Origin of the sequence: Vibrio sp. 1CM7H (assembly GCF_023161645.1) — a bacterium.
Lineage (GTDB): Bacteria > Pseudomonadota > Gammaproteobacteria > Enterobacterales > Vibrionaceae > Vibrio > Vibrio diabolicus.
This window is the reverse complement of the sequence record NZ_JALNTV010000001.1, coordinates 259058-276373: the sequence shown is the minus strand read 5'-3', so window position 1 is coordinate 276373 and position 17316 is coordinate 259058. Positions and strand designations below refer to the sequence as shown.

The following is a 17316-nucleotide window of genomic DNA, read 5'->3' as shown; positions in this document are numbered from 1 at the left end:
CCCTTTTGAGGGGAAAATAGGAAGTCAGGAGCGAGCTATAGATAACATCTATACGTCAAACCCCAACAGTGATGTAGATCTATGAAATGCGCATAATTTCAATCAAATGAGATTACAGATTTGTGATTTATAAATGAAATTGTGCAAAATACCCCTCGTTATTAAAGGGGAAAGAAAATGGACAAATCTCTGCAGCAATTTTTACTGGTTGCACGCTGCCAAAGCATCAGTGCTGCGGCAAGAATGGCAGGGTTAAGCCAGCCAACGGTAACAAGCAATTTAAAGAAGCTGGAAGAGAATCTCGGCGTGACGCTGTTTGAACGTCACCCTAATGGCATGGTGTTGACCGAATACGGGCGCATCCTCTATCGCCATAGCAACGCAATGCAGCATGAATACAACCAAATGATGCAAAGCATTGATGAACGGAAACAGTACCAAGTCGGAAAAATTAAAATGGGTACTGGCGATGCGTGGTGGCCGCTGTTCGTCAAACAAGCACTCAATGAACATCTGGCCAAGCAGCCATCGGCATCTACGCACGTCGAATTTGGCAACCACTTAGGCTTGATGGATTCATTAATCAACGAACAGATTGAATTCTTCATCGGCCACGAGATTGTCGGCTTGTCGTCTAAATGCGATGTTACGTTTATTCCACTATTTCAAACGGTTGATGCCTATTTTGTTTCCCCAAACCACCCACTTCTAGGGAAAACCGTCACCGAAGAAATGCTGCACGAATACCCCGCTCTTTCGGTCACTTATGACGCTAAGAAATTCTCTCACGTCATCGATAACCCAATCCCGAAACAAAATGAACGCGAAAGGCAGCAACTGGATGACAGACCGACTTACGAAGTGGATTCTCTGCTCGCCAGTATTGATGTACTGAAAGAAAGCGTCGCGGTGATGTCTTATACCCGCCATCTGCAACCGTATTTGGAATCCTTTGGCTTACGATGCTTAACCATGGTAAACGAACCAAACCCTGGCACCGTCGGGATTTATCGCCACCGACGAGAAACCTCGGAATCGCATCTAGATCTGATTGCTGGCATCACTCAGCGCGCTAAATTGCTCAACTAGAAAGTCCAAAAACAGGCGAACTCTTTTCGCTTGATATTGGCGGCTTTGATAAATGACGTGCAGATCCGCTTCTGCGCCTTGCGAAAAGGCGCTGAAGTTTTTCATATACCCATCCAAAACCGTTACTAAACGTTGTTGTTTTAGGTCTTGCTGAATATCTAAAATCGATTTCAACGCAATCCCCGCACCGTCCAACGCCCATTGTCGAATCACTTCACCATCATCAGAAAATCGCTTTGGCGTGACCGTGATCGTTTGGTGAGACTCTTCATCTTTAAAATGCCACGTTTTTAATTCTTCATTGCTGCGCACCATGGCTAAGCAGCGATGAGCCGCGAGATCTTGTGGGCGGTTTGGGACACCTTGCTTCGCCAAATAATCAGGTGACGCGCACAGCACACGTTGACTCGATGCCAGCTTGCGCGAGATGAGATTACTGTCCGCTAACTCACCGTAACGAATCACCAAATCGAGCCCCGATTCAGCCAAGTTCGATAAATTGTCATTAAGATAAAGATAAGGCGTCACATCCGGATATTGCTCAGAAAAAGCCGACACCATCGGCGAAATAATTTGTTTGCCAATATCTCGTGGAGCTGAAATTTTCAACGTTCCGCGCACTTCCGAAATACCCGTTTGCAGCAAGTTTTCCGTCTCTTTCACGCTATCAATGATGTTCAGACAAGCTTGATGGTACATTGCCCCTGCGTCCGTGAGTGATACGTGGCGTGTGCTTCGGTTGAGCAGCTTTACGCCATAGCGTTCTTCTATCGCTTGCAGTCTTGCCGTTACCGTCGCCGGAGATAAACCTAACTCCCTTCCCGCCGCTGCCAGACCTTGATGTTTAACGATGCTGACAAACAACGTCATATCCGAAAACTTATCCATCTTCGCGCCCTTATTATTTGGAAAAACTGAATAATCAATTCAGATATTACCCAATTATCAAATTAAGTCGAATCCATATACTGACCCTATCGACATTGTTTAGACCCAGAACGTTATGTGACAGGGCAAAGTTAAACGCCGTAATACTGTTCAACGCACAACAACACGCCCTGCCCAGCCAGAGATAGGAAACAAAAAATGAAACTGTACATTTATGAACATTGCCCCTTTAGCGCCCGCGTCCGTTTTGTTGCAGGCATGCTGAATATTCAGCTCGACGTCATCAACATTGCTTATGACGACGAGAGCACCACCACAAACATCATCGGCACAAAACAAGTTCCTCTTTTGATCAAAGGCGATGGTGAAGCCATGGCGGAAAGCTTAGACATCATCAACTACTTCCTTGAGCTGGCATCTTCCAGCGAGAACAGCCAACCCTCAACAGCGGTTTTAGACTGGCAAAAACAAGCGTTTTTACCGCTACAAAAAGTCGGGTATCCGCGTTGGTCAAACATGACGTTACCGGAATTTGCAACAGAAACCGCTAAACAAGCATGGCGTGCAAAAAAGGAAACCGAAGCGTTAAATTTTGAAGCTTTGATTAACGATACACCTGCGATTGCGAAAGAAGTCGCCGCTTTGATAGAACAAACCAAACCCTTGCTCAACCTAAGTTCAGAAAAGCAAACGTCACTGGTTGATCAGGCCATTATGTTCTCCATTCTACGTGGTTTTTTCAGTGCGCCCGAAGTGCAATGGGATCCAGCCGTACTTCACTGGATGGCAACCGCTCGTAAAGCGACCAACGTGCCAGTACTTATCTAAGGAGCGCATCATGAAACAAAGAACAAATAAGCTGTTTGAACCAGCTCAATTGAAAGCGTTGTCACTACAAAACCGTATTGTCATGGCACCAATGACTCGCGCACGCACCACTCAGCCGGGCAACATCCCGAATGAGATGATGGCAACGTATTATCAACAGCGCGCTTCTGCCGGGCTGATCATTTCCGAAGCCACACAAATTTCGGACGATTCTCAAGGCTATTCGTTCACACCTGGCGTTTACACCGATGCGCAAGTGGCGGGCTGGCAAGGTGTGACCCAAGCGGTCAAATCACAAGGCGCAGCGATGTTTTGTCAGCTATGGCATGTGGGCAGAGTGTCTCACCCAACATTCCAAAATGGTGAACAGCCTATCGCGCCATCTGCGCTCGCTCCGGTAGAGACGCAAGTTTGGATTGCGGATGAACAAGGCAACGGCAATATGGTCGATTGTGTTGAGCCACGCGCCATGACACAAGCGGATATCAACCGAGTTGTCGGTGATTTCGCGAACGCAGCCAAACGCGCCATTGAATCGGGTTTTGATGGTGTAGAAATCCACGGCGGGAATGGGTATCTGATCGATCAGTTCTTAAGAACCAACTCAAACCATCGAACAGACAACTACGGCGGTTCACGAGAAAATCGTATCCGTTTTCTTATCGAAGTAGTGGATGCAGTTATCGCCGCTGTTGGTGCGCATCGAGTTGGAGTGAGATTGGCACCATTCATTACGTTTAAAGATATGGACTGCCCAGATATCGTGCCAACAATCTTGGAAGCATCAAAACAGCTACAGGAGCGCGACATTGCCTACTTGCACTTGTCCGAGGCCGATTGGGCCGATGCACCAACGATTCCCGAGACGTTTCGAATCGAACTTAGAAAGCGCTTTCGCAACGCTATCATTGTCGCAGGTCGCTACGATCCTCAACGAGCAAACGAAGTATTAGAGAAAGGCTACGCGGATCTTGTCGCATTCGGACGACCATTCGTAGCAAACCCAGACTTAGTCTCTCGCTTGCAACATCACCATCCGTTGGCAGAACTCGATGGCTCAACGTTGTTTGGCGGAAACGAACGAGGCTACACCGATTACCCTGCTCTGCAACAGGAATACGCAGAACAGGCCTAACAAAAAAAGCCCCAACCTAGCTGCTACGGTTGGGGCTGTCACCAAACTAAAATTGGTTTTAGCTAGCTTAATCTGGCTAAGAGTTAAATCACTTCTAACGCGCCGCTGCGCCAAGGCTCGATCACCACTTTGATGTAATCATTTGGCGTCATTAACTGTCTAAACGCGTCTTCCACACCATCGATTCCCACTTTGGCTGTAAGCATTTTCTGCCAAGGCAACTTGTGTTCGGCAATCGCTTGAAGGCATTGCTCAAACTCTTGCGGTTGGTAGTAGTAAGAGAATCTCAAATCGAGCTCTTTTACCGTCGCGTACGCGTAGTTAATGGTTGCTGGAGCCGTATGAATGCCTGATACAACGATTCGTGCTCGAGCAGGAGCACGGCGCATGAAATCATCAATTAAAGTATGTTTGCCAACACACTCATAGATGACCAAACGTGAATTCATTCCATACTGTGCCCCGACGGCGATCTCGTCCTCCTTGGTCGGGTTGATCAATCGATTTGCGCCAAACTCGCTGGCAAGTTGCAGCTTCTCTTCCTGAAGATCGACCGCAAGAATGTTGCTCACACCGCGTTGTTTGAGCGCTGCAATCACCGCCAGCCCTATAGGGCCGCAACCGACAACCAGCGCTGTATCTTCCGTTTCGATTTCACTGCGATTGACCGCATGCAAACCGACCGCCAGCGGCTCGGTTAACGCTGCCGCTTCAGACGGTATTTCGTCGGGCACTGGCAGTAGGAGCGCTTCATCAAGTAGGAAATACTCAGAGTAAGCGCCGTAAGTACCCGGAGTGACACCAACGCCTGCGCCATTTTGGCTGAGCAACATCGGCACAGAGGTGACTCGGCTACCGACAGGCAACGTTTGCTGCGTATCGGCACCGTATTCGACAATTTCCGCACAGAATTCATGTCCCAACATCACTTGAGCGTGCTCACCTACTTCATCAGGCATCAACCCGAGCTGGTAGAATACATCAAACACCTCTTCCGCGTGTCGAGTAATGTGTAGGTCGGAGCCACAAATCCCACAGGCGAGACTACGAACCAAGACTTGTCCCGCTGCGGGTTTGGGGATTTCGACTTGCTTCAGGCGGACACTACCATCCTGCATTACGATACTGTTCATCTGTTGCATGGGGTTACTCCGCTAGCTCATCACTCAGGGCAGCAATCGCACCCGGTTTGATATAGCGCGCAGTGAAGCCTTGCGCTTTGGCAGCGGCAACCACCACTTGCTCAATCCAACCTGCATCCATGATGTTGATAAAGTTACCCTCTTCGTCAAAGTTAATGTTCGCACCTTGGATCACCATAAAGCCATCTGCGCCACCCGACTCTTCTGGACAGTGAAAGGTATGAATCGAACCGCCCGGCTCATATAAGTAGCTACCAGCGGTTTGGACTTGGTCTGGATACTCGATGTAGTGCCACGCGCCACTCAGTGTATAGAAATGCACCACACCAGTATGGAAGTGCTTAGGCAGAGTGATACCCGGTTTGAACTTGGCGCGAATCACCCACGTACCATTTTCTGGGTCAAGAAACAGCGGGTAAACATCAACACCCGGTAGCGCGTCTTTAATGATCGACTCTTCATTAGTATTAAGAGTTAATAGGAAATCTTGATGCTGAATAACTTCTGGTAATGACATAACTTACATCCTCACTATTGCTGTAATTTGGCGTGCTCGCCTATTCCATCTATCCCATGAGCGGGTACTTAAAATTCTCGAAACCGTCAGATGCGCTAATGGTGCAGCCGTTGATACAGTTGGCTTTCTCGCTGACAAGAAACGCTACCACGTTGGCAATCTCTTCTGGTTGCGTGAAGTTTTGGCGCATCTGTTCTTTGCGGATGTGGTTCCACAAGCCGATCTCTTCGTATTGCCTTAACATCGGAGTATCGACACGTCCCGGAGCGACGGCACACACACGAATATCCAGAGGCGCTAACTCTAGAGCGGCGCATTTGGTCATCATATCGACTGCGGCTTTACTGACGTTGTAGGTAAACGTCATCTCGGAGGCCATTTGGGCGTAAACGGAAGAGGTATTGAGGATCACGCCCGGTGTCCCTTGCGCTTGGAATTGTCGTCCAGCGGCGAGAATGCCATAGTAAACGCCGTTTTGGTTGACTTTAGAGATAGGCTCAAAGTCGGCGATAGGATCATGTTCAAGCAGAGGTTTCGGTGCGCCGATACCTGCATTGTTGACCATGATGTCAAGTGAGCCAAATTGTTCGACCGCGTACCTCACCATGGCTTCGACTTGTTGGTAATCGGTGACGTCCGCAACAAAGGTTTCCAACTGCTTAGAGCCAAAACTTGCGTACATTTGCAGTGATTGCTCTGAAATATCGACAGCAAGCACTTTGGCTCCTTGCTCTCTTAGCTTTGCAATAATAGCTTGCCCAATTCCACCCGCAGCGCCAGTCACGATGGCAGTTTTATTGATAAGTTCCATACAGCTTCTCATCCATGCGTTGTTGTTATCGAAATGTAACTTAGATCAACTCACAGAAACTCACTTGACCTTTTACGAAGTAAATTTGATATATTGCGATTTACAACTTGTTAACATTTTAAAATCGAGACATGTATATCGTACGAAGTGGCGCTGCCGATAAATTTGATAGCTTGGTTTCAGAATTAGGTCAGAATCCGCAAGAGATAATGGCCGCTGTTGGCCTGTCTGCCGCGCAGTTTCGCGATCCCGATACCTATCTCGCCTACCCTAGGTTGGCTGAATTACTGGAAGAAGCGGCTGCTCGTTGTAAGCAACCGTTGTTTGGTGCGTTACTCGCCGAGCGCCAAAACCTGCAAAGTTTAGGCGATTTGCCGATGCTGGTTTCTCGTGCTGAAACGGTCGGTGATGCATTGGCGCGGGTGAATGATTATCTCTATCTGCATTCGTCAGGCGTTACTCTCAACATGACGCCACAAGATGATTGGGTACGATTGTCGCTCAATATTGATGTGAATAGTGACCGCGGTATTGCGCAGTTGATGCAGCTCAGTGTGTCACATTTAGCCATGTTTATCGCCAGTTTGCTCGATATTGAAGCAAGCCACTTCGCGCTACATTTGACTCAACACGCAACATTGGAAGTAGAGCAAAGCAAGTTTGCCCAACAGAACAAACTGCGTTTTGGTGATAAGTTTGACGGTGTATTGCTCAAAGCCAACCTGCTCAACGCTAAGAATCACCAAGACGAAGACGCACTGGGTCGCCACTTTCAGCAGCACCTCAAGTATTTACAAACCCGTTATCCTAACAATCTGAGTGATCAAGCAGCGAATATGATTGGTCGTTTGTTGTCGACGGGAGAATGCAGCGTGGAGCGCGTTGCAAGAGCATTAGACCTGCATCCGAGAATGCTGCAAAGCAAGTTAAAGCAGCAGAGCACGAGTTATCGACAGCTGTTGCAGCAAGTGCGTCAGGATTTCGCCGAGCAGCGTTTAAGTGAGAATATTCAGAGTATTACCGATATCGCGTTGCAACTGGGTTATGCAGAAACTGCGGTATTCAGCCGCCACTTTCGCAGTTGGACAGGAAAGTCGCCTAGCCAATGGAGACAAGACAACAGCAGTGAGTAGCCACTTACTCACGCAAATAAAAAGACGCCATTGAGGCGTCTTTTTTGGTTAATGTTTAAATTGGCGGGTTACTTTTCGTTTATCCAAACTCGCATTTCACCTTCCCCACGGTTGGCCCACGCGTAGTAAGGAATCAAGGTGATATCGCAAGTTTGCTCTTGCGGCGTGTACGGATATTGGTGGTACAACGCTTGCTGAGGCGCGTCTTGGATAACCACTTTAGAGCCGCTCGCTTTCAGCAATACGCTACCAGCAAATAATCCTTCGCCTTCCACCTCTTTCAGGCCAGATTTGGCGTCAACCTTAATGGTGTGCAACGCTTCGCCGTTGTCCGCTTGCTCAATACAGTAAACGAAAGGTCCACGCTGCACCGCGACTTTACCAAAGTTGACGCTCAGCAACGGATTCGCTTGGATAAAAAACGCTTCCATCGGCAGCGTTACTTCAATCTTATCGCCGCTATTCCAAGTGTTGGTGATGTACAGGTATCCCTTTTTGCTGTTGGCTTTGACGTCGATGGCTCTGCCATTGAGCGTCGCGCCCATATTGGCACACCAGCTTGGCACGCGCACCGCAATCGAACCGCTGACTTGGTTGGCGTCTGTTACGCTGATCGACACTTTATCGCTTTGCGGGATATTGGCGTCAATGCTCAGCGTGATCGGTTGCTGGTTTAGCTCCAGTTTGGCTTGATTGGAGATAAACAGGTTCACCAGCGCCACATCTTCTTTGACGGTGAAAATGTACTGACCCAAAGATGCCAGTGTACGAGCGACGTTGGTCGGACAGCATGAACAGCCAAACCATGCCTGACGTACCGGTTTGACGTGGTCGTATTTGTGGTTGGCATGAATCACTTTCGGCGTAACTTCCAGCGGATTGACGTAGAAGAAGTGTTTGCCGTCTAGCGCCATGCCCGCAAGGATGGTGTTGTACAGCGCGCGCTCCATAATGTCGCCGTACTCGCCGTCGCTCTCGATTTGCAGCATGCGGTTGGCAAACATCAGCAAACCTACCGATGCACAGGTCTCGGTATACGCGGTGTCGTTTGGTAAATCGTAATCGGTGGTGAATGCTTCGCCACGGCTTTGAGAACCAATCGCGCCAGTAATGTACATCTGTTTGTCGATGACGTTACGCCACAAGTCCTTACACCAATTGAACTTCTCTTGGTCTTTCGATAGACGCGCCAGATGAGCTACACCCGCCAACAAGTAGACAAATCGAACCGCGTGACCAATCGCTTCTTTTTGTTCGCTCAAGTGTTTGTGCGCTTGGCTGTAGGTTTTGTCTTTGATCATCCAAGACGGGCCGTGGTCGTTGTAATGGTAGCCACCGTCACGCTTGGCTTGTTCTTGATCGTAGAAATGTGGATCTTGTTCTTTGCCACGCTGCTCAATAAAGAAGTCTGTTAGATCAGAGTAACGTTGGTTGCCCGTCACTTCGTATAGGCGCATTAACGCCAGTTCGATCTCTGGGTGGCCCGGATAACCTTGAATTTGACCTTCTTCAGGACCAAAGGTGTCGGCAATGTGGTCGGCAAATTTGCAAGAGATGTTGAGCAGCTTATCTTTGCCCGTCGCTTGATAGTAAGCCACTGCCGCCTCAAACAAATGCCCTGCACAATACAACTCGTGGCATTCACATAGGTCTTTCCAGCGATTCTCTGGTTCTTTGATCGTGAAATACGTGTTTAGGTAGCCGTTGTCATCTTGCACTTTAGCGAGTAAATCGACGATGTCATCAATGGTTTTTTCCAACGCCGGATCTGGATTTTTCGCTAAGATGTACGCCGCGGATTCCAGCCATTTGGTTACATCACTGTCTTGGAAAACCATGCCGTGGAATTCACCATCTTGTAGGCCTGCTGCAATTGCGTAGTTATCGATCGCGTGGCTTGGCTCTGCACCTTCGATGTTGTCATTCAGCGCATCCCATTGATACGGAATCACAACGTCTTTCACTAATTTTTGATAGTTAAGCCAAAAGGAGTCTTGAATATCAATATTTTGTAATGCGATTTCAAGTGGCTTGATGGAAGTCATTTTCATGATAAAACCCATTAAATAGATGCTTGACCAGTTTCTAATTTTTTCATTGCTAAGCTGGAAAGCAGTTCTTTATCGACAAAGAAACGCTTCACTGTCAGAGCAAGGAGTAAATGCAGTACGCCTGGGATGATGGTTGAAAGTAGCGAGATACCTTGTAGCGAAAGCGGCGTTTGGTTCTCTGCACCAGCAGAGTAAGACACCGCAACCAATACGCCGCTGATGATAAGACCAGATAGCGCCCAAGCGAGTTTGATAAAGAAGAGGTTGAACGCGAAGTTCATGCCTGATGTTCTGACCCCAGTTTTGAATACGCCGTATTCGTCGGCAAACGCCACCATAGTGAAGTGCAGCGGTAGGGCAAAACCAAACACCACACAGCAGATAAAGACGAGGCCAAGCCATAGAGTCGGGCTGTCTCCCGGTACGAAGTACACTACAAAGTGAGCTACGGCTAGGATTGCGTTAATCGCAAAGTAGATGTCACGCACTTTAAAACGCTGGGTGAAGTAAGGAAGAATCAACGCGCCGATGATGCCGCCAAGCGTCGCCAGACCAAAGAACCATGATACGTAAGTCCCGCCTTCATTCAGCACGTAAGTGATAAAGTACATCGCCGCGCCGCCTTTGGTGTTGAAGATGGTGATCAGCAGTAGCGACATGATGAAAGTGAGGATCAATTGGTCGTTTTGACGGATGTTTTTCAGGTTCTTCTTCAAGTCAAACTTGGTTGTTTTTGCTTTGATATGTTCTTTAGTATTGAAGAAGCAGAAAAGGATCATCAGCATTGCCGCAAATGCGAGAATACCCACGCCAACCTGGTAGCCTAGCGCTTGGTCGCCTTCACCAAAGTAAGTCACCAAGAATGGAAGACCAGCCGAAACAGCAAAACCAGCGACGCCTGAAATGGCAAAGCGATAAGACTGGCAAGAGATCACTTCCGCTGGATTATCCGTGATGCGAGTGATCAGCGCGCAATAAGGGACGTTGTTAAGGGTGTAAAGTAGCGACAAACCAAAGTAAGTGACAATCGCGTAGAACACTTTCCAGCCGTAAGAAAGATCTGGGACGGTAAAGGTCATAATACAGATTAGCGCTAGCGGCACCGCGGTCCATAAGATAAATGGGCGGAACTTGCCGTGTTTGGTTTCTGTTTTATCGGCAATCACGCCAACTAAAGGGTCGGTAACGGCGTCAAAGATGCGCAGCACGACGAAAATGGTACCAACGATCGCCGGTGTTAAACCAAAAATGTCGGTGTAGAAAAAGGTTAAGAAGTTAGAAATCAAACCAGTAATGACTGTACCGCCAGCATCACCGAATCCGTATCCCATCCTTTCGCGGATCGTTAACCCATCTTTTTGTACTGGTGGCGATATCGCCTGCACATTTTCCATAATTAGTTACCCTTTGAATTTTTCACGTTGGAATGGCGTTAGTTTAGGAATGTGAATCTGAAATAAAGCGAACTCGATCACGTGAAAAATTTATAGCGATTTTATCCATTCATATAGCAACTTTTTCAGAACGATTATTTTGAAGATGTATTTCTGTTACTTATTGTTTTATAAAGGAAATAGTGTTTTAAAGAGCTTGTTTTCTAGGTTTAGCAAACGTTTATATGCTCGCTATTTCTTATGCTTTCTAACGCTATCCAGCAAGCCCTTATTAAACCGATCGAAATAGCACTCTTAACTGCCTAGCGATATTGTCTATATATTTAGCCGATGCCTGAATGGTGCTCCCCACGCTGCTCCGATTAAATAAATGAAAACAAACCTTCACTTTCAATCATTGGTAGGCAGTTATGAGTGTTGAAAAATATACGATTGGTCTGGACTTCGGCTCTGATTCTGTTCGCGCTTTATTAGTAAATACAACCACAGGTCAGGAAGTGGCGTGTGGCGTTCAATACTATCCGCGCTGGATGGAAGGACAATATTGTCACGCGGCGATGTCGCAGTTTCGCCAACACCCTCGCGACTACATCGAAGCGATGACAGCCGCAGTCAAAGAGACGCTGGCACAAGTATCAGAACAAGTACGACAAAGCGTTGTGGGTATCGGCGTCGACACCACAGGTTCAACCCCTGCGCCAGTGGACAAAGACGGCAATGTACTGGCGCTGTTGCCAGAGTTTGAACACAATCCGAACGCGATGTTCATTTTGTGGAAAGACCACACCTCGATTCAAAAAGCGGAGCGTATCAACCAGCTTGCGCACAGCGGTGATTTCCCTGATTACACCCGTTATGTCGGCGGCATTTACTCGTCAGAATGGTTCTGGGCGAAAGCCGCATGGATCGGCGAGCAGGACGCAAAAGTCGCTGAGCGAGCTTACACCTGGGTCGAGTTATGTGACTGGATTCCGGCATTAATCTCCGGCAACCAAGCACCGAATGATCTGCGTCGTGGTATCTGTGCGGCGGGGCACAAAGCGCTTTGGCATGATGAGTGGAACGGTCTGCCGTCGCAAGCATTTCTATCCGCAATCTCACCAACTCTGGACGGTATTCGCGAGGGTATGTTTGACCGCGTATATACCTCAGACCAACAAGCCGGGCTGCTGTCGGCAGAATGGGCTGAGCGCTTTGGCTTACCGGAAGGTATCGCAGTCGCTATCGGTGAATTTGACTGCCACATGGGCGCAGTCGGCGCGGGTGCGGGCGAGCACGACCTAGTGAAAGTGATCGGCACTTCTACCTGCGACATTTTGATGGTTGACCCACAGCAACTGGGTGATAAAACCATCGAAGGGATTTGCGGCCAAGTGAAAGGCAGCGCGCTTCCTCAACTGGTGGCGCTCGAAGCGGGTCAATCGGCATTTGGTGATGTTTATGCGTGGTACAAACGCTTATTGATGTGGCCAATCCAACAATGGGTGGCTAAGCACCCTGAAGACCAGCACCTGCTCGACAACCTCGACAATGTCCTGATCCCAATGCTGGCCGATGCGGCGATTGAACACCCACAAACGGAGCATTCACCACTCAGCCTCGACTGGCACAACGGTCGCAGAACACCAAATACCAACCAGCGTTTGAAAGGCGTGGTGAGTGGATTAAACCTTGGTAGCTCAGCGCCTGACATTTTCTACAGCCTCGTGGAATCTACCGCTCACGGTGCCAAGGCGATCATGGATTGCATGACCACCCAAGGCGTCGACGTGAATCGCGTGTTGGCGATAGGCGGGATTGCGCAGAAATCACCACTGGTGATGCAGACCTGTGCCGACGTGATGGGACGTGACATCGCCGTGGTGGAATCCGACCAGTGTTGCGCCTTGGGTGCGGCTATCTTCGCGGCTGTTGCTGCGGATGCGTATGCCAGTGTGAGCGAAGCGCAGGCGGCAATGGCGAGCCCAATCCGACACGTATACACCCCAGTTCAACGCCGTGCGGATTTTTATCAAGGCCGTCATCAGGCGTACTCACAACTAGGTCAGCACATTGAAACCTTGACTGACCAACAGAAGGAGGCATAAGCATGCAGGACGTGATCTCAAATCCGCTGCTACTCCCTGAGCTCAGAGAGCAAGTTTGGCGCGCCAATATGGACTTGCAAGTTCATAAGTTGGTGACGTTTACCTGGGGCAACGTCTCCGGTATCGACCGCAAGTCTGGCTTGGTGGTGATTAAGCCAAGCGGCGTTGCCTACGAAGATCTTTGTCCAGAGAATATGGTGATCGTCGACTTGGATGGCTCGGTGGTTCAAGGCACTCTGAAACCCTCTTCGGATACCGCAACACACCTAGAGCTGTACCGCGCTTTTCCTCAATTGGGCGGTGTGGTGCATACCCATTCGTCTTATGCGACTTCATGGGCTCAAGCAGGCGCGGCGATTCCTGCGTTTGGCACCACCCACGCGGACTATTTCTACGGCCATATTCCATGCGCGCGCGCTTTGACTCAACAAGAGATTGAAAGCGATTACGAGCTGAATACTGGCAAAGTGATCGTCGAAACGATTGGTGAGGGTGACCCGATGGCGATTCCCGGCATCTTGGTTCGCGAGCACGCACCATTTACTTGGGGAACCGATCCGCACAACGCCGTACATAACGCGGTGGTGGTGGAAGAAGTCGCCAAAATGGCGTTCCGCACCCTGACCATCAATCCGAGCACGTTGCCGATTCCACAGACTTTGCTGGATAAGCACTACCTGCGCAAGCACGGTAAAGACGCGTATTACGGACAAAAGTAACCAACAATCGTCGCCTGGCCAATTGGCGAGGCGACCATGCGACACAGAATAACAGAGGCACTTATGAAAGATTTAACAAACAAATCTGTATGGTTTATCACAGGTTCACAGCACCTTTACGGTCCTAAAGTATTGGAGCAAGTGGCAAAGAACAGCGAAGAGATCGTTGCAGGCTTTAACCAGAGCAACGATGTGTGTGTGTCGATTGTTTGTAAAGAGACGGTGAAGTCGCCAGAAGAGATCGTGAGCGTTTGCCAACAAGCGAACAACGACGAAAACTGTCTGGGTGTGGTGCTATGGATGCATACTTTCTCGCCAGCAAAAATGTGGATTTCAGGTCTTAAGCAACTCAACAAACCGTTCGTTCATTTGCATACCCAGTTTAGCGAAGCGTTGCCTTGGGAAAGCATCGATATGAACTACATGAACTTAAACCAAAGTGCGCACGGTGACCGTGAATTTGGCTTTATCGGCACGCGTCTTGGTTTGGATCGCCGCGTTATCGTTGGTCACTGGCAAAAAGCGTCGGTACGCAAGCAGCTTGACCACTGGTGCCGCGCAGCGATTGGCTGGCACGAAAGCCACACCCTACGCGTTGCTCGTTTTGGCGACAACATGCGCCAAGTTGCGGTAACAGAAGGCAACAAAGTCAGCGCGCAAATCGAGTTTGGTTTTGAAGTGCATGCTTACGGTTTGGGTGAACTATCAGAAGTTGTCAACCAAGTGGAAGACAGCGCGATCAACGCTCTGCTAGAAGAGTACCGCGCCACGTATCAAATCGCACCTGAGATCTTTGAAACGCCGGAACAGCTAGAAATTCTTAAGAACGAAGCGCGTCTTGAACTCGGAATGGAAACCTTCCTGCAAGAGCGTGGCTGCATGGCGTTTGTCAACACGTTCGAAAACCTGACGGGTTTGACTAACCTGCCTGGACTTGCAACGCAACGTTTAATGGAAAAAGGCTACGGCTACGGCGGCGAAGGTGACTGGAAAACAGCCGCACTGACACGCATCATCAAAACCATGGGTCAAGGTTTGTCAGGCGGTACGTCTTTCATGGAAGACTACACCTACAACCTAACCGGTGAAGGACAAGTGCTGGGCGCGCATATGTTGGAAGTGTGTCCGACTATTGCGGCTGACAAACCATCGATTGAAATCCATCGTCATACTATTGGTAAAACCGACGATGTGGCTCGCGCAATTTTCAGTGCCAAAGCTGGCCCTGCATTAGTGGCGACCTTGATTGACCTGGGTAACCGTTACCGCTTGTTGGTGAACGAAATTGATACCGTGACGCCACCATCAGAGCTACCAAACTTGCCAGTGGCACACGCACTTTGGGAACCGAAACCAAATCTAGAAGTTTCTGCAGCGGCGTGGATTCATGCTGGTGGCGCGCACCATAGCGTATACACGCAAAACGTCACCTTGGATATGTTGGAAGACTTCGCTGAATTTGCGGGTATCGAGCTGGTTGTGATTGATAAGAACACCACCATTCGTGACTTCAAAACAGAGCTAAAACATAACAGCCTGTTCTACCGTTTTAGCAGCGGTATCTAACAACACGCCAACGCCTATTTGGCTGACGAGTTCAGTTGAATAGGCGTTTTCTCCAATCTACTTCCGCACTTCGTACCTTCTTTCCCCCAATGACTTGAACTATTCCCTCAACCCCTCGTTTTCGTTACTTATTTCGTTCTTGCGCGGAATAATCGAGTAAAATTGGATCTTTATGCGGATGCCAAAAGGAACAATTATGTCATACCAAGTGCTTGCACTAGACCTTGATGGAACCACGCTCAGAGACGACCACACGTTGAACCCTTGGGTTATCGAGTGTGTGCAGCAGCTAGCGAAAAAATATCACGTGATGGTGGTGACTGGGCGTCATCATACGGCGGCCAAGCCTTACTACGAAGAGCTTGGCATTGATACGCCAATCATCTGCTGTAATGGCGTGTATCGTTATGACTATGCGTCGGATACGGTTGAAACCAGCATGCCGATTCCTAAATCTTTGGCGAAAGACTTCTTAAGCTTAGCCAATCAGCACGCGCTAAGAATGGTGATGTATACCGAGTCTGGCATGGCGTACTTACAGCAAAATCCGATGCCTTACATGATCCCGCTACAACGTTGGGCGATGAGCTATCCGATTGAGAAAAGACCTAATATTTACCAAATCGAAGACTTTCGCCACGAACTGGAGTTAGCGACTGAGGTTTGGAAGTTCGTGGTTCAGGGTGACGATGATAACTTTCATACCTTTATGCAGGAACCTGCGATTGTTGAGCACTTTTCTGGTTCGTTCTCTGGCGAGAATCGCGTGGATTTGGCGATGAAAGGCCACAGCAAAGGTCAAGCGTTGAAAGACTACCTCGCCACACTGCAACTTGATATCGAGCAGGCGGTTGCGGTTGGTGACAACTATAATGATGTATCCATGTTGAGCATGGCAGGTTGTGGTGTAGTGATGTTGCACGCCGATGAAGGTGTTAAGCGTCACGCCGATAGAGTGACCACGACCGATAACCATGGCGAAGGGTTAGCACAATTACTCAAACAACTCTTCCCACTTTGATTTACTTTTTTGCCGCACGACTTTTGCGGCACTTGTTAATGCTGTCATACGGAAGAGAGAATGCAAAACGATCCATTGAAACCTGGATATGACTTCAATGCTCATTTGGTTGCGGGTTTAACGCCGATCTCAAAAGGCAACGATCTAGACTTTGTGATAGACCGTCCGAATGGGATGAAGGGCTTTATCATCAACCTGACGGTTAAAGGGCAGGGTACCGTGTTCCACGGTGATGAGTCCTTTACGGTCAACGAAGGTGATTTATTGCTCTTTCCGACCGGCGTACCGCACTATTATCACCGCTCAGAAGAGGCGGAGGATTGGTACCACCGCTGGATTTATTTTCGTCCTCGCGCATATTGGATCAACCGTCTTAAGTGGGAAAACTGTATCAACGGTGTGTTTATCACAAAAGGCGTGCACATTGACGATCAAGAAAAGCTTGAGCTGCTGTTTAAGCAGATAGAAGAGCTGAGCAAACAGGACGAGCCATACAGCGATGAACTGACGCTCAACTTGTTAGAGCAGTTACTGATTCGATGCAAGATGAACCAGCCTAATCTGATTAAGAAGCGCGTAGATCCACGTATCACCGAGGTCTTGAACTACATGGCCAAGCACCTCAACGAAGATTTCAGTAATGAAAAATTGGCGGAGTTAGTCTGTTTATCACCATCTCGCTTAGGGCATTTGTTCCGCGATGAAGTCGGCATGACGATTACCCAATGGCGAGATGATCAACGCATCAGTCGTGCCAAGCAGTTGCTAGTCACGTCGAACTACTCCATCAACCAAATCTCTCGCTTGATTGGTTATTCTGACCCGCTCTATTTTTCACGCGTGTTCAAGAACAAAGCGGGTCTAAGCCCGAAACTCTATCGTGAGAAAGTGATGTAAGCGTGATCGGGCAGGAATTTCACCTGCCCGAGTCATTT

Annotated in this window: 15 protein-coding genes; 9 read left to right on the top strand and 6 right to left on the bottom strand. The window is 48.7% G+C overall.

Annotation, left to right across the window (positions count from 1 at the left end; all coding sequences use genetic code 11):
* The first annotated feature begins 177 nt into the window (after positions 1–177).
* Positions 178–1089 (top strand): LysR family transcriptional regulator, encoded by a 912-nt coding sequence (locus MSG33_RS01245; RefSeq protein ID WP_248379501.1) that lies wholly within the window; start codon positions 178–180, stop codon positions 1087–1089.
* Here MSG33_RS01245 and MSG33_RS01240 read toward each other — a convergent pair.
* Positions 1042–1977, bottom strand: a complete 936-nt coding sequence (locus tag MSG33_RS01240) for a LysR family transcriptional regulator (protein ID WP_248379498.1) — start codon at positions 1975–1977, stop codon at positions 1042–1044. The genes MSG33_RS01245 and MSG33_RS01240 overlap by 48 nt on opposite strands.
* Positions 1978–2175: 198 nt before the next feature.
* On the opposite strand from MSG33_RS01240, the gene grxB reads away from it, so the two are divergent.
* Together grxB and MSG33_RS01230 are read left to right on the top strand one after the other, a co-directional pair.
* Positions 2176–2805 carry a glutaredoxin 2 gene (gene grxB / locus MSG33_RS01235; protein ID WP_248379496.1) on the top strand — a complete coding sequence of 210 codons (630 nt, stop codon included), beginning with the start codon at positions 2176–2178 and terminating at the stop codon, positions 2803–2805.
* Between the two features lie 10 nt (positions 2806–2815).
* Positions 2816–3940, top strand: a complete 1125-nt coding sequence (locus MSG33_RS01230; RefSeq protein ID WP_025547529.1) for an alkene reductase — start codon at positions 2816–2818, stop codon at positions 3938–3940.
* Positions 3941–4023: 83 nt separating this feature from the next.
* Here the strand turns inward: MSG33_RS01230 and MSG33_RS01225 are convergent, their stop codons facing one another.
* The 3 genes from MSG33_RS01225 to MSG33_RS01215 are packed head-to-tail and all read right to left on the bottom strand — an operon-like array spanning position 4024 to position 6410.
* Positions 4024–5082: a zinc-binding dehydrogenase gene (locus MSG33_RS01225; RefSeq protein ID WP_248379485.1), complete on the bottom strand. Its 1059-nt coding sequence runs from the start codon at positions 5080–5082 to the stop codon at positions 4024–4026.
* A gap of 4 nt (positions 5083–5086) precedes the next feature.
* Positions 5087–5599, bottom strand: coding sequence for a 2,4'-dihydroxyacetophenone dioxygenase family protein (locus MSG33_RS01220; RefSeq protein ID WP_025633388.1), 513 nt, complete (start codon positions 5597–5599; stop codon positions 5087–5089).
* 49 nt (positions 5600–5648) lie between these two features.
* On the bottom strand, positions 5649–6410 hold the full coding sequence (locus MSG33_RS01215; RefSeq protein WP_047008061.1) for an SDR family oxidoreductase: 762 nt from the start codon (positions 6408–6410) through the stop codon (positions 5649–5651).
* Between the two features lie 131 nt (positions 6411–6541).
* Between MSG33_RS01215 and MSG33_RS01210 the strand changes: the two genes are divergently transcribed.
* Positions 6542–7543 (top strand): AraC family transcriptional regulator, encoded by a 1002-nt coding sequence (locus MSG33_RS01210; protein ID WP_248379483.1) that lies wholly within the window; start codon positions 6542–6544, stop codon positions 7541–7543.
* A 68-nt stretch (positions 7544–7611) separates the two neighbouring features.
* Here the strand turns inward: MSG33_RS01210 and MSG33_RS01205 are convergent, their stop codons facing one another.
* Complete coding sequence (locus MSG33_RS01205) at positions 7612–9594, bottom strand: beta-L-arabinofuranosidase domain-containing protein (protein ID WP_248379482.1); 1983 nt, start codon at positions 9592–9594, stop codon at positions 7612–7614.
* A gap of 11 nt (positions 9595–9605) precedes the next feature.
* Positions 9606–10988, bottom strand: a complete 1383-nt coding sequence (locus tag MSG33_RS01200; RefSeq protein WP_248379481.1) for an MFS transporter — start codon at positions 10986–10988, stop codon at positions 9606–9608.
* Between the two features lie 410 nt (positions 10989–11398).
* On the opposite strand from MSG33_RS01200, the gene MSG33_RS01195 reads away from it, so the two are divergent.
* The 5 genes from MSG33_RS01195 to araC all read left to right on the top strand — a co-directional run bounded on the left by MSG33_RS01195 (position 11399) and on the right by araC (position 17278).
* On the top strand, positions 11399–13075 hold the full coding sequence (locus tag MSG33_RS01195) for a ribulokinase (protein WP_248379480.1): 1677 nt from the start codon (positions 11399–11401) through the stop codon (positions 13073–13075).
* Positions 13076–13077: 2 nt separating this feature from the next.
* Complete coding sequence (locus MSG33_RS01190) at positions 13078–13794, top strand: L-ribulose-5-phosphate 4-epimerase (protein ID WP_248379479.1); 717 nt, start codon at positions 13078–13080, stop codon at positions 13792–13794.
* A 63-nt stretch (positions 13795–13857) separates the two neighbouring features.
* Positions 13858–15360, top strand: coding sequence for an L-arabinose isomerase (gene araA, locus MSG33_RS01185; RefSeq protein WP_248379478.1), 1503 nt, complete (start codon positions 13858–13860; stop codon positions 15358–15360).
* A 196-nt stretch (positions 15361–15556) separates the two neighbouring features.
* A complete protein-coding gene (locus MSG33_RS01180) occupies positions 15557–16381 on the top strand; it encodes a Cof-type HAD-IIB family hydrolase (RefSeq protein ID WP_248379477.1) in 825 nt (274 codons plus the stop codon).
* Between the two features lie 60 nt (positions 16382–16441).
* Positions 16442–17278 (top strand): arabinose operon transcriptional regulator AraC, encoded by an 837-nt coding sequence (gene araC / locus MSG33_RS01175; RefSeq protein ID WP_025540604.1) that lies wholly within the window; start codon positions 16442–16444, stop codon positions 17276–17278.
* Positions 17279–17316 lie beyond the last annotated feature (38 nt).

Coding starts and splice junctions, on each gene's coding strand:
- MSG33_RS01190 (WP_248379479.1), top strand. CDS start 13,078: ATGCAGGACGTGATCTCAAATCCGCTGCTACTCCCTGAGCTCAGAGAG.
- MSG33_RS01200 (WP_248379481.1), bottom strand. CDS start 10,988: ATGGAAAATGTGCAGGCGATATCGCCACCAGTACAAAAAGATGGGTTA.
- MSG33_RS01225 (WP_248379485.1), bottom strand. CDS start 5,082: ATGCAACAGATGAACAGTATCGTAATGCAGGATGGTAGTGTCCGCCTG.
- MSG33_RS01245 (WP_248379501.1), top strand. CDS start 178: ATGGACAAATCTCTGCAGCAATTTTTACTGGTTGCACGCTGCCAAAGC.
- grxB (WP_248379496.1), top strand. CDS start 2,176: ATGAAACTGTACATTTATGAACATTGCCCCTTTAGCGCCCGCGTCCGT.
- MSG33_RS01195 (WP_248379480.1), top strand. CDS start 11,399: ATGAGTGTTGAAAAATATACGATTGGTCTGGACTTCGGCTCTGATTCT.
- MSG33_RS01180 (WP_248379477.1), top strand. CDS start 15,557: ATGTCATACCAAGTGCTTGCACTAGACCTTGATGGAACCACGCTCAGA.
- MSG33_RS01220 (WP_025633388.1), bottom strand. CDS start 5,599: ATGTCATTACCAGAAGTTATTCAGCATCAAGATTTCCTATTAACTCTT.
- MSG33_RS01240 (WP_248379498.1), bottom strand. CDS start 1,977: ATGGATAAGTTTTCGGATATGACGTTGTTTGTCAGCATCGTTAAACAT.
- MSG33_RS01230 (WP_025547529.1), top strand. CDS start 2,816: ATGAAACAAAGAACAAATAAGCTGTTTGAACCAGCTCAATTGAAAGCG.
- araC (WP_025540604.1), top strand. CDS start 16,442: ATGCAAAACGATCCATTGAAACCTGGATATGACTTCAATGCTCATTTG.
- MSG33_RS01210 (WP_248379483.1), top strand. CDS start 6,542: ATGTATATCGTACGAAGTGGCGCTGCCGATAAATTTGATAGCTTGGTT.
- MSG33_RS01205 (WP_248379482.1), bottom strand. CDS start 9,594: ATGAAAATGACTTCCATCAAGCCACTTGAAATCGCATTACAAAATATT.
- araA (WP_248379478.1), top strand. CDS start 13,858: ATGAAAGATTTAACAAACAAATCTGTATGGTTTATCACAGGTTCACAG.
- MSG33_RS01215 (WP_047008061.1), bottom strand. CDS start 6,410: ATGGAACTTATCAATAAAACTGCCATCGTGACTGGCGCTGCGGGTGGA.